This window comes from Amniculibacterium aquaticum, assembly GCF_003852705.1.
Classification (GTDB): domain Bacteria; phylum Bacteroidota; class Bacteroidia; order Flavobacteriales; family Weeksellaceae; genus Amniculibacterium; species Amniculibacterium aquaticum.
Genome location: NZ_REFA01000010.1, coordinates 1 through 12,322 on the forward strand (window position 1 = coordinate 1; position 12,322 = coordinate 12,322).

Annotated in this window: 11 protein-coding genes and 1 rRNA gene; 5 read left to right on the forward strand and 7 right to left on the reverse strand. The window is 35.8% G+C overall.

Annotated elements, in window-relative coordinates; genetic code table 11:
• Together rrf and EIY84_RS05810 are read left to right on the forward strand one after the other, a co-directional pair.
• Nucleotides 1–80: ribosomal RNA gene (gene rrf, locus EIY84_RS05805) — 5S ribosomal RNA — on the forward strand; the annotation flags it as partial.
• Nucleotides 81–532: 452 nt separating this feature from the next.
• Nucleotides 533–1,804 carry a DEAD/DEAH box helicase gene (locus tag EIY84_RS05810; protein ID WP_124641132.1) on the forward strand — a complete coding sequence of 424 codons (1,272 nt, stop codon included), beginning with the start codon at nucleotides 533–535 and terminating at the stop codon, nucleotides 1,802–1,804.
• A gap of 5 nt (nucleotides 1,805–1,809) precedes the next feature.
• Here EIY84_RS05810 and EIY84_RS05815 read toward each other — a convergent pair whose 3' ends face one another.
• Entirely contained in the window at nucleotides 1,810–2,415 is a 606-nt protein-coding gene (locus EIY84_RS05815) for an alpha-ketoglutarate-dependent dioxygenase AlkB family protein (RefSeq protein WP_124641134.1), read from the reverse strand.
• Nucleotides 2,402–3,007 carry a methylated-DNA--[protein]-cysteine S-methyltransferase gene (locus tag EIY84_RS05820; RefSeq protein ID WP_124641136.1) on the reverse strand — a complete coding sequence of 202 codons (606 nt, stop codon included), beginning with the start codon at nucleotides 3,005–3,007 and terminating at the stop codon, nucleotides 2,402–2,404. Before EIY84_RS05820 ends, EIY84_RS05815 begins: the two co-directional genes overlap by 14 nt.
• A 225-nt stretch (nucleotides 3,008–3,232) precedes the next feature.
• Here EIY84_RS05820 and EIY84_RS05825 point away from each other — a divergent pair, with 225 nt between their 5' ends.
• Nucleotides 3,233–6,049, forward strand: coding sequence for an aminopeptidase (locus tag EIY84_RS05825; RefSeq protein WP_241154740.1), 2,817 nt, complete (start codon nucleotides 3,233–3,235; stop codon nucleotides 6,047–6,049).
• Between the two features lie 93 nt (nucleotides 6,050–6,142).
• On the forward strand, nucleotides 6,143–7,399 hold the full coding sequence (gene dcm / locus EIY84_RS05830) for a DNA (cytosine-5-)-methyltransferase (protein ID WP_394336897.1): 1,257 nt from the start codon (nucleotides 6,143–6,145) through the stop codon (nucleotides 7,397–7,399).
• Here the strand turns inward: dcm and EIY84_RS05835 are convergent.
• Both EIY84_RS05835 and fmt read right to left on the reverse strand, forming a co-directional pair.
• Nucleotides 7,375–8,139 (reverse strand): Eco47II family restriction endonuclease, encoded by a 765-nt coding sequence (locus EIY84_RS05835; RefSeq protein ID WP_124641140.1) that lies wholly within the window; start codon nucleotides 8,137–8,139, stop codon nucleotides 7,375–7,377. The two genes, dcm and EIY84_RS05835, sit on opposite strands and share 25 nt — an antisense overlap.
• An 87-nt stretch (nucleotides 8,140–8,226) precedes the next feature.
• Complete coding sequence (gene fmt, locus EIY84_RS05840; RefSeq protein ID WP_124641142.1) at nucleotides 8,227–9,177, reverse strand: methionyl-tRNA formyltransferase; 951 nt, start codon at nucleotides 9,175–9,177, stop codon at nucleotides 8,227–8,229.
• A 136-nt stretch (nucleotides 9,178–9,313) separates the two neighbouring features.
• On the opposite strand from fmt, the gene secG reads away from it, so the two are divergent.
• Nucleotides 9,314–9,679: a preprotein translocase subunit SecG gene (gene secG / locus EIY84_RS05845; protein WP_124641144.1), complete on the forward strand. Its 366-nt coding sequence runs from the start codon at nucleotides 9,314–9,316 to the stop codon at nucleotides 9,677–9,679.
• Between the two features lie 129 nt (nucleotides 9,680–9,808).
• Here secG and EIY84_RS05850 read toward each other — a convergent pair whose 3' ends face one another.
• From EIY84_RS05850 to EIY84_RS05860, 3 genes are read right to left on the reverse strand one after another with little or no spacing between them, the layout of a single operon-like run.
• Entirely contained in the window at nucleotides 9,809–10,831 is a 1,023-nt protein-coding gene (locus EIY84_RS05850; protein ID WP_124641147.1) for a CgeB family protein, read from the reverse strand.
• Between the two features lie 8 nt (nucleotides 10,832–10,839).
• Nucleotides 10,840–11,652 carry a glycosyltransferase family 2 protein gene (locus EIY84_RS05855; RefSeq protein WP_124641149.1) on the reverse strand — a complete coding sequence of 271 codons (813 nt, stop codon included), beginning with the start codon at nucleotides 11,650–11,652 and terminating at the stop codon, nucleotides 10,840–10,842.
• 10 nt (nucleotides 11,653–11,662) lie between these two features.
• Complete coding sequence (locus EIY84_RS05860; RefSeq protein ID WP_124641151.1) at nucleotides 11,663–12,211, reverse strand: L-threonylcarbamoyladenylate synthase; 549 nt, start codon at nucleotides 12,209–12,211, stop codon at nucleotides 11,663–11,665.
• Nucleotides 12,212–12,322: the final 111 nt, after the last annotated feature.

A 12,322-nucleotide genomic window follows, 5' to 3' on the forward strand; every position in this document is an offset into this window, starting at 1 on the left:
TGTTCCCATTCCGAACACAGAAGTTAAGCCCTCTAGCGCCGATGGTACTGCTAACGCGGGAGAGTAGGTCGCCGCCAGTTTTTATTAGAATCCTCGATTACGAAAGTAGTCGGGGATTTTTTTTGCTCAAAACTCTTTGGTTGATGGTTGATGGGAGTGTTTACATAATATCCTTTTATGGAATATATTTGAATGGGGAAGAAAAAATGACCGTTTGTTTGTGCTTTGATTAAATATTGTTGGAATTATCTCTAATTCTCCATTAACTAAACACCAAACACCAAACACCAAACACCAAAAACTAAAAACCAAACCTCCATCCCGACTGGAGGGTTCTTCTCTTTGTTCTAGCCCCGATGGGAGCGGCATCCTTTTGTAAGCCTTGGGAAAGCCCAGGCACAAAAGATACAGCGGACAGCGGGTGGTGTAGTGAAAAGAGACGGAGTTGTGGTGCTCCCAAATAATCTGAAAAATGTGCTTTGTTTTTCGTATATTTGCATTTCATTTTTATTAAAATAAAATAACAAATTCATTGAGTTTTAAAGAATTAGCGTTATTGGATAAAATCCAAAAAGCGATAGACGAACAAGGTTATACACAACCAACGCCGATACAAGAAAAGGCAATTCCAGAGATATTAAAAGGTCGAGATTTTTTAGGATGTGCACAGACAGGTACAGGAAAAACGGCAGCATTTTCTATTCCGATTTTACAAAATTTGACGAATATAAATCTACAGAATAAGCATATAAAAGCCTTGATCCTAACGCCGACAAGAGAGTTGGCCATACAGATTGAAGAAAATATAAAAGCTTACGGAAAGTATCTTCCGCTTAGGAAATTGGTAATTTTTGGTGGAGTAAAGCAAGGCAATCAAGAAAGAGAGCTTAGGAAAGGTGTAGATATTTTGGTCGCTACACCGGGAAGGTTACTGGATTTTATTGGACAGGGAATTATCAGTCTAAAACACCTGGAGATTTTTGTTTTGGATGAAGCCGACAGGATGTTGGATATGGGCTTTGTACACGATGTGAAAAGGGTGATAAAATTGCTTCCACAGAAGAGACAGACTCTATTTTTCTCGGCGACTATGCCTGCAGAGATACAAAAATTGGCTTCGTCGATATTGAATAATCCAATAAAAGTAGAGGTTACTCCGGTTTCGTCCACTGCAGAAACCATCAAGCAATCGGTTTATTTTGTTGATAAGGACAATAAGTTGGAATTGCTGACGCATATTTTGAAAACGGATATTTCGGATTCGGTTTTGGTATTTGCAAGAACGAAACACGGTGCCGACAAAATTGCAAGAAAGCTACAGAAAGCTGGTATAGCAACAGAAGCGATCCATGGAAACAAATCGCAGAATGCCCGACAAAATGCACTTACCAATTTCAAATCCGGCAAAACGAGGGTCTTGGTAGCTACGGATATTGCTGCCCGAGGAATTGATATTGATGAATTGAAATATGTTATCAACTTCGAGCTGTCCGATGTTTCTGAAACCTATGTGCATAGAATAGGTAGAACGGGAAGGGCAGGAGCAGAGGGAAGTTCGATTTCTTTTGTAGACGGTTTGGATCTTATTAATCTAAAAAATACGGAGAAACTTATTGGGAAAAAGATTCCTGTCGTAAGGGATCATCCGTACCACACCGATGATTTGGTGGTCCAAAAAAGAGACTCTAATAACAAACCTATGGCTGCTGGACAATCCAACAAATCCAGAAAACCTCAAACCCATAAAAAAGAGGACATAAGTTTTAAAAAAGTAAAGAATAAGAATTTTACCAGGAAAAAATAATGGTATTATTTTTCGATAATATTTCTAAAAGTAAGGTTAATCCTTGCTTTTTTTGTTGTTGTGGTTGGTGGTAGTCGGTGCAGCCAATGGTCTTGGGTGTTTTCCTTCATCAACAATAAGCTGCCGTGTTCCAGTATAAGATCAATTTTTTCTTTAGAATTTTTATGTTTGAAAGAAAATTTTCTTTCTGCACCAAAGGTTAGGGATGCTATTGTACCCCTTTTTTTAAGATCTTTTTCTCCATCGCTGTGCCAAGCCATACCTTCTGAACCGTCATGATAAAGATTGACCAAACAAGAGTTGAAGGTTTCTTGAATTTTATTTTCAAGAATCTTTTTCAGCTCCAATAGTTCTTGTGTCCAAGGCAAAGCTTTTTTGGTATAATTGGAGTAGGTATATCCAAACGCACGATCTCCATACCAAGCTATTTTTCTTTTGGTGATGATTTCTTTCCCGAAAATATAAACTTTGTCGTTTTCCCATGCCAACGATTCTAAAAGGATTTTAAAATAACGGTCAGTATCTTTTTTGTTAAAAATAACAGACCAATATTCCACGCAACCGTCGTAAGGAAGAATATTTTGCGGATACTCTGGGTTAAATAAATCCATCTTGTCTATGATTTTCCCACTCTATCATTTCAAATTTTCTTTCGCTGGACCATTTATAATTTCCGATTTTGCCAGTTGTGTTTATAACCCTGTGGCATGGGATAAGAAAAGCGATAGAATTGCTTCCCACTGCTGTACCAACAGCTCTACTAGCTTTGGGTTGTCCAATATATTCGGCGATTCCTTTGTAAGTTGCCAGTTTTCCAATTTCTATATGCGATAGGGCTTCCCATACTTTCATTTGAAAATTCGTTGCAGCAACATGTAAAGTGATTTGGAATTTGACGGTGTTTTTTTGGTTAATAAAATCCAATGCATTTTGTTGCAATTCGGTCTTGCAATTTGTAAAATTTGCAATTGGGCAAGAAGCGATAAGATCAATCATGGCTAACTCTTCACTGTCGTAAAATTCAATTTGATAGATGCCAATATCTGTATTTGAAATGATGATTTTTCCGAATTTGCAAGTGTAAAAATTATATTTTATCTCCGAGTTTGGGGTAGGGTCAAATTTCACTAAAGAAACTTCCTCTCCATGAGCTTTACTTATTGGAGAAATTCTATTTAATAGGGTATTGGATTTCGAATTCATATTTAAAATGGTTAGACAAATTTAATGCAAAATAATTTTTTTTGTTGAAGTAAAATTAGAAGAAACTTTTAATTCGGTAAATTCGGATTCAGCTTAATTGCTCAATATTCTATGCTGCTGTGTGGTTTTATTAATTGATTCGTTCTGTGTTACAAATTTGTCATGCACTAAGTAAAAGTAGGTAAATTTCGGAATTTTATATTAAATTTGATTTTTACACTTTCATTGAAGAATATATTTGCATTTTTAGGATTGATATTTTGGGTTTGTACTTCTGCGCAAACCGATAGCATCTCTGTTTTTGCTCAGCTTTCTGAAGACAAAAAAACACTGTTGGTTCAACAAAAAATCCGCTATTACAACAACAGCGAAAGTCCATTAGACACCATAAAACTTCTGAATTGGACGGCTGCCTATCGCTCGAAGAATACTCCTTTGGCTAAGAGGAAGTTAGAAGATCGAAATTCGGATTTGTATTTTGCAAAGTCCTTAGATTATGGAAGCTTGAAGCATTTGGATCTGAACATTAACAACATATCTGTTCGGTTTCTAGAGTCCGATCAAGAGAATTTATGGATCCCTTTGGATGCTCCGCTTTCTCCCAATAATTTTGTTGATTTGAGTCTTAATTACACCTTAATTTTACCCAATCAGAAGTTTACAGGATACGGAACTTCACAAAATTCAGTTTTGTTGAAATATTTTTTCATTGTACCGGATCGATTTCAACCTTCAAAGGAAAGACATTTTTTAGACACCGAGGAAAGGGTGAGTTATTCTACATTTTGGTCGGTAAAATTGGATATTCCGCCACATTATTATTCGAGTAGTAATTTAAAGAAAATAGGTAAAAATAATTTCGAATCTTTTTCAGCGATAGACCCGGAAATATTGATCAGTTCCAGAGAGTTGCCTGAGATTTCAGCTCAAATAGATGGACAGACAGTGTTGGTTTCTTTTGGTTATGAGCTCAATCCCTATGAAAAATCAAGGTTAGAAGTTGACCTTATCAAACTCTTGACTTTTTTAAAAAACAAGTGGGGCTTTTTGCCGGAAAAGATTTTTATCTCTGAAAAATTTAAAAATAAAGAAGATTTTTTCGGAAACAACGACATCCGTTTTTGGAAGTTCAATTTTCCACTTTTTGCACCCGGCGAAAACTTGGAAATGGACTATGCCAGCATACTTTCCAAAAAATATGTAGATGAAGCCTTGGCCGTGCACAAGGAAGAAAATCACTGGATCAGCAACGGACTAAAGAGTTATTTGGAACATCAATATCTTAAAAAATATTATTCGGATGCTAAATTGTTTGGCAGTTTGCCGGATTCGTTCAGCTTGTTGGGGATTAAGCCGTTGAAATGGTTCCACGCATCCAAGTTAAAGTTGATGGAGCGGTACGGTTTGGCATATCAATATATGGTTTCACAAAATTTGGATCAAGCCATTGCCACACCCTTTTCCGAGCTTAGTAATTTTAATGAAATGGCCATTAGCCAATTCGAAACGGGAAGTGTTTTTAACTTTGTAGCGGACAAAATGAAAGTCGAAGATTTTGATCGTCTGTTGAAAACCTATATCGAACAGCATCAAAATCAAATTATTAATCAAGACGATTTGCTTTTGGAGCTGGCGAAAAACTCCAACGGAGCATCGGATTTTTTTGCACCTTTTATTAAAAATAAGCAAAGAGTCAATTTTAAAATCAATAATTTCAAACGCAAAAATGGAGATTTGTTGGTTGATGTCAGTAAAAATACAGCGCTATCCGTCCCTTTTCGTTTAGAAACTCAAAGCTCAGTAAAAAATGGTATTCGAAAACAATATTGGTTTGATACGCCGGCAAGAAAAAGTCGTGAGATCTATGTCGTTCCGGATAGTTCGGCAGTAAAATTGACTTTGAATAGCGAATATTTTTTCCCGGAATCCAATTTTAGAGACAATTATCTGTACACCAAAGGTCTATTTTCCAATGCTAAAAAATTTAAGTTCAAACTCATAAAAGACATTCCCAATCCGGAATACAACGAAATCTATCTGAATCCAAAGCTGAATTTTAACATTTATGATAAAGTACTTTTAGGGCTCAATTTTTCCAATGCTTCATTTTTTAGTCAGCCGTTTTTGTACAGTTTTACACCGTATTTCAGCACTGGAACGGGACGCGTAACGGGTTCGGGTGGCATTTCATACAGTATTTTACCGGCAAATTCTTTCTTTAATGCTCTTTCGTTTGGAGTTTCGGGATCGTTTTTTCATTATACACCAACTTTAAGTTATGGTAAATTTTCTGCAGGAGCATCTATGTTATTTTCAAAAAATCCAAGAAGCAGCATCAGTCGAACTGCATTTGCATCGTTTACTCATTTTCAAAAAGATTTGGATCTGTTGATGAAACTAAATAACGAGTACGAAAGTTATAACATCTGGTCTCTGGGTTATGGTTTTTCTGATAGGAAAATGATTCATGAAAAATCTTTAGGACTCTCACTACAAGGTATGGAAGACTATACCAAAGCTACAGCTGAGGCTTTTTATCGTTGGGAGTTTGCCAAAAATAAGAAAGTGAGTTTTAGGCTCTTTGCTGGAATGTTTTTGAACAATAAAACCAGGAATAATTTTTTTGATTTTGGAATTTCCAGAGTTTCCAATTATTCATTTTCCTATGGATTGTACGGACAAGGTGAGACGGATGGTTTTTGGTCGCAACAATTTGTTTTGGCCGATGGAGGTTTCAAATCCATTATACCGCATACGGCCGACAAGTGGTTGGCATCCCTGAATATCGATGCTCATGCATGGAAAATGTTTAATCTCTATGCCGATTTTGGAGCCTTCAACAGCCAAGGATTGGGCACTCAGTTCATTTGGGATTCTGGAGTTAAGTTGAAGGTGATACCGGATTTTCTTGAAATTTATTTTCCCATACAATCCAGTCTTGGCTTCGAGCCTGGTTTTCAAGATTATGCCAAACGAATCCGCTTTTCACTCGTCTTAAGCCTCAATTCCATCATTGGATCGGCAAGGAGAGGGTGGTTCTGATAGAATTATTTTTATTCGCTATATTGGTGTATAATTTTTTTGATAGAAGTGATTTTATTAAAAAAAATGCTTTAAATTTGTAACCAATGTCTAATGTTGTATAATTTGGTTATGAGTGAGTATTTAACAATTTCAGAAACAGCGAAATTACTGAATAAAAGCACGAAAACTCTTCGTCGTTGGGATGAAGAGGGAAAGCTTTCTGCAGTTCGTGAACCGATGAGTAATTATAGAGTTTATAGAAGAGATGAAGTGGAAACTTTATTTGCTGAATTTCTAAACACTGATATTCAAGAATCGGTTTCTAATTTTGTTGTACCTGATAATGAATATAAAGTTTTAGAATTGTTCGCAGGAGCTGGAGGTTTAGCGGTTGGAATGGAAAAAGCTGGTCTTAAATGCGTTGCTTTGAATGAAATTGACAAACACGCTTGTGAAACTTTACGAAAAAACCGACCCAACTGGAATGTTTTAGAAGGAGATATTAATAATTTCAATTTCTCTGAATATCATAACCAGGTGGATGTGGTTACAGGAGGATTCCCTTGTCAAGCATTCAGTTACGCAGGAAAAAGATTAGGCTTGGAAGACGCAAGAGGAACTTTGTTTTATGAATTTGCTCGTGCGGTGAAAGAAGTAAATCCTCCAATTTGCATTGGCGAAAATGTTAAAGGACTATTAAGTCACGATAACGGAAAAACTTTGCAAGGAATGATTTCAATTTTAGATGAAATAGGCTATAATGTAGTTCCAGTGCAAGTTTTAAAAGCTATCAATTATAAAGTTCCACAAAAAAGAGAACGATTAATTTTGGTCGGAATTAGAAAAGATATTACTGCGAAATATGAATATCCAAAACCTTATAAGAAAATCTATAATCTAGAAGATGCCTTGAAAAAAGGCGAGTTATTTGATACCAATGTTCCCAAATCTTTGGGTGCGAAATATCCCGAAAGCAAAAAAGTGGTTTTAGATTTAGTGCCTCCAAAAGGTTATTGGAGAGATTTACCTATTGATATTCAGAAAGATTTTATGGGTGCAAGCTTTTATTTAGGTGGAGGAAAAACAGGAATGGCAAGACGCATTGGTTGGGACGAGCCTTGTCTAACACTAACTTGTAGCCCGGCTCAAAAACAAACAGAAAGGTGTCATCCAGATGAAACCCGTCCATTTACGGTTCGTGAATATGCTAGAATTCAAACTTTTCCAGATGAATGGGAATTTTCGGGACCAATGGCTCAACAATACAAACAAATAGGAAATGCAGTTCCAGTTAATTTAGGTCGGGAAGTAGGATATTCGATTGTGAAATTTTTGAACGATTATTACAATTTATCAAATCCCAAATAATAGCTGTAATTTTCAAAAGTTATTTGGTCAAGAATAGAACGCATAGATTTTTTGGTTTCGGAAGTAATTTCATCTAAAGCCGAATTTTCTTTGGTAGTTTCGTTTTCTTCTATTGATTTTAGATAATAGTCAATAGCTTTTGGTAAAGCTTTGTATAATTGAAAAAGTGCATCTTCTTGTCCAGAAAGTAAGGCATAAAATTGGTCGCCTGAAATTTTATAAACTCTTGAATGACTGTATTCTTTTCCATTTATTTCGCCTTTCCAAAGTTCGTTAAAGCTTCCTTTTGCTAAAATCTGAACCCAATAACACTTCGCCCTTTTGTAATCGTCAGCATATCGAGCCAATTTTTGAAATAAAGCTTCAGCTGAACTGCTGTTCATTGTGTTATGTTTGTTTTTGATGTCAGCAAATAGCGTATCATCACTCGCTTTAATATCAAAACCGCTTAATTTTCCAACTTCAAAACCTTTAATACCTCCTAAAATTTGCTCGTGAAAAGTTCCGATTGAGTTGTTTATGGATTTGTCAATTTGTCGTAGAATTTCAGATTGGATTAAATCGTCTTCGTTGATATCGTTGAATTTAGCGTCAAAAGTCAGCTTTATGGTATCAACTTTATTGGTGTAGAAGCTCTTTTTTGAAATGTTGTTTTTGGCTTTCAGATAGGATTTGTGCAAATTTTCTATACAAGTTAGAAGATGTTTGTCAGAGATGAAGTTTACATATTTATTTGCCATTTTGTTTTAGATTAAAAAGTTTTCTAAATTACAAATTCTATTTGAAAATCTTTTAAAAATACATACTCGATGTTGCGAAATAGTGACTTACCCATCAATTAAGATGTTCTCAAAACTTTGGAAACCGTTGAGGAACGATTTTATATCCATTCTTTTTTTGCCCTCCAATTGCAATTCCGAAGGAAGGTAGAAACCGTCTTCTGTATAAATTTTGAATTCGTTTTTGTTGATGTCAATGCTTCCTGCTGTTTTGTTATGATTGAAAATCTCAAACGAACCCGAATATATTTTTAAAGATTTTTTGTCATTACCCACGGTTAATGTTGTAAATGCACACGGATAAGGCGACATCCCTCGTATAAAATTATGGATCACTCGACATGGATTTTGCCACTGTATTTTCAAGTCTTCTTTAAAAATTTTGAATGCATTTTTAGGATGTTCCGCTTCTTTTTGTGGTCTTTCAACAATGGAATTTTCTGCAAGTCCGTCCAAAGTTTTCACCACCAAATTAGCGCCCAAAACCATCAATCTATCGTGTAAGGATCCTGCATTTTCGTTTGCTTCAATATCCAATTCGGATTGCAAAAGAATATTTCCTTCATCAATTTTTTCATTGATAAAGAAAGTGGTAACCCCCGTTTTCTCGTCCCCATTTATCAACGCATAGTTGATGGGTGCAGCACCACGATAGTCCGGAAGCAAAGATCCGTGCAGGTTGAAAGTCCCTAATTTTGGCAATTGGAAGAGTACTTTTGGCATCATCCTAAATGCGACTACGACAAAGACATCTGCATCAAGATTTTTCATGGCATTCAGAAAATCTTCATTTCTTAATTTTTCCGGCTGAAAAAGAGTTAAATTGTTTTCTACAGCATAATTTTTTACCGGAGAGCTGGTCATTTTCTGGCCTCTACCTGTGGGTTTGTCGGCAACGGTTACTACTCCAACAACGGTATGTTTGCTGTTGTGTATGGCTTCTAAACTGGCTTTTGCGAAATCTGGAGTTCCAAAAAAAACGACTTTCAAATTTTTCATGTTGCAAAAGTAAGATTATAAACTTAATTTTAAAAACCAGAGATGCATCAAAAAGTTTAAAATAAATCAAGGATATCTTTGTATTTATATGAAAAAGAATTAAATTTGCCAATTCATAAAAATAAGATATAAAAGAATGGGTACTATTTTCACATTATTCATGATTATAATAATGATCGCTTCGGTATTGTTAACTATCGTTATCATGGCTCAAAATCCTAAAGGTGGAGGTCTTTCTGGTACTTTTGGTGGTACTTCTTCTGCTCAGTTTGGTGTACAAAGAACCAACGATTTTATGGAAAAAGCGACTTGGGTTTTAGGCTCAATAATCATTGTACTTATCTTATTAAGTGTTGTGATGACCGGTAAACCTTCACAAATGGCTGCGCCAGTTGCAGTTCCGGCAAAAAAAGAAGCTCCAGCTAAGACAAACGAAACTCCGGCTACTCCTGCAGCCGATGTGCCTGCAATGCCTGCTCCAATTGGTAGTCCTGCAAAATAAGAGATTGACCTATAAAGAAATAGAGAAAATATACAAAGTCACTGAAATAAATTCAGTGGCTTTTTTATTGTAAATAAATTTCAGGGAATAAGAAAAACAGAAACCGCCCAGGTTAAGAGACGACTTCATTTATTTCCACCATTTCCAATACTCGTCTTGGTGATCAAAGAATAAGGCGTCTAACCAGGAGTCCAAAGTTAATTTTTCAATTTGTTCTTTTGGTAGATCCTGAAATTCGGTTTCGAAAAACACCTCAGGAATCTCTACGGCATCTCTATCGATAACCAAGATGTTGTTGGGGTTGTAGAACGGGTAGTTTATAATTTCTGTGTTGGTAGTAATCATTTTTCTTCCAGAAATTAATGTCTCAAAAGGTCGCATGCTGAGCCCAAACTGAAAGGGTTTGTTGATGTCTAAAATGGCAAACGATTCTTTATAGATTTCAGCTACTTTCTCATGCTTCAGAGATTGAAACTTTACTTTTTCAATGTTGAATTTTTTAAAATGAGGATCGAATATTCTTTTCAAATAAAAAATTATTTTGCTGGGAGCGTAGTAATAAAAAAAGGTATTTAGTCCCCGCTTTTTGCTTTCTTTTTCGATGTTTTCACCAACGGTGTATCGATCGGTATGCGCACTGCCTATGAAGGTGATGTCGTATTTTTTAAGTTGATTTTTTTCTACCCTCGTGTAGTCGTCTATGAAAAATAAAGGCCTGAAATGGACATCGTATTTCTCGGAATCTCTGGCTTCAAAAGTAAAATTTCTATCAAAAAAAACATTTAATTTTAAAAATTTAGGATATTCGGCAACCGAATCGTAAGCGTAGAAAATGCTTGTCGTTTCTGGATGTTCTTTTTTGAAAATTTCCAAGAAAAATTCCGGAGTTGCTTCGCCTTTTATCAAAAGAAAAAAATCGTATTTTTTAGATTGCGTTTCGTCTAAAATCCTTTTGTAATACGACTGTGTTTTCCATGTCAATAGCTTTGGAGCAACACGGATAATGCCCTTTGTCCAATTGCTGTTTGATGGCCTTTCGTCATAATAATCTACAATTGCACCCAATGTTTCTAACCGACGAACGATGGCTTTTTCATAATCGAAAAAACGAGTGGTAAGTAATAAAATGCTTTTATTTTTGAATTTTTCCATGGTTTAAATTACGGTTTTAGCAATAAGCGCAAAGGTCTGGAAAGGTATTTTATTTTAGAGATCACATAAAAAAAAGCATATTCAAAATTGTTCAGCCTTTTCTGTTGATGCATCTCTTTTAAATTTTTTTGGAATCCTTTTTCCATTTCTTTCAGGTTGGCAGACAATCCGCTTTCTCCAAAAGATTTTTTTCCAGATCCCGTGGTTACAAGGTTTTCCGCTAAAATATACATTTTGAATTTTCCGGAAATTTTCAACCAAAAATGAGCGTCTTCGGCATGTTTTTGCAAGGGGTCAAAGTAACCAATGGCATCCAGTATTTTTCTTTTAAAAATTACGGTGGGCGTTGCTGCAACATTCCGGATCAGAAGTTTCCTGAATGATATTTTCGCCAAATTATTTTTTGAGTTAATGAAATACGGCCAGCCTATTTTCTCGTTATTCCTGGTGGTTGCAAGAAAATCTACGGCATCTATATTTTCCAAAAACACTTTCATTTGTCTTTCGGTTTTGTCCAAATGCCATTCGTCATCAGAATCTAAAAGTGCAATAAAATCTCCTGTTGCTCTTTTCAGACCTGCGTTTCTAGCAGCCGAAACCCCTTGGTTGTTTTGGTTGATGATTGTAATGTTGATTGCCGGATTGTTTGAAATAAATTCTTCTACAATTTTTTGAGATTGATCCGTACTGCCATCGTTCACCACAAAAATTTCAAAAACATTTCCACACGATTGTTTTTTTACAGAATTCAGAGCCTGTAAAATTGTTTTCTCAGCGTTGTACATGGGGATGACAACTGAAATGGAATGTGTTTCGTTCATTATAATGCTATTATTCGCGAATGACTTTTATCCGACCATCGTTCCAAATTTTTATAATGGACGAACCGGAAAATTGAGAGACTCTTTCTCGGTTTTCTTCCACCACAAAGTCCACAGCTTCTACAATTTCTTTAGAAATATCGCTGTATTTCATAGGGCTTTTGTCCCCGCTAAGATTTGCAGAAGTAGAAACCAAAGGTTTGTTTAGTTTGGAAATTAATTTTTTGCAAAAATCATCTTTCACCAATCTGATTCCGATGCTTCCGTCTTCGGCGAGCAATTCTTTTGGTAAGCCTTTTGGACTTTCGTAGATGATGGTAACCGGTTTTTCGCTAAGGTCAATAATCTCCCAGGCCATAGCAGGAACATCCACCAAATCCTGAAGTCTTTTTTCGCTTTCAACCAAAATAATCATCGATTTGTTAGCGTCTCTTTTCTTTATATCATAAATTTTTTGGATGGCCTCGGTGTTGGTGGCATCGCAGCCTATGCCCCAAATGGTATCGGTTGGGTAAAGGATGGTGCCTCCGTTTTTTAAGATTTCGATTAGGGTGTTCATGTTGGGTTTTGGGATAAATAGTTACTTCGATTAACAACGATACAAATTTGCAAAAAGAAAAATAGAAATCAGAAAAAACAAAGATAAAATGACCTTGTGAAACTAAATTAT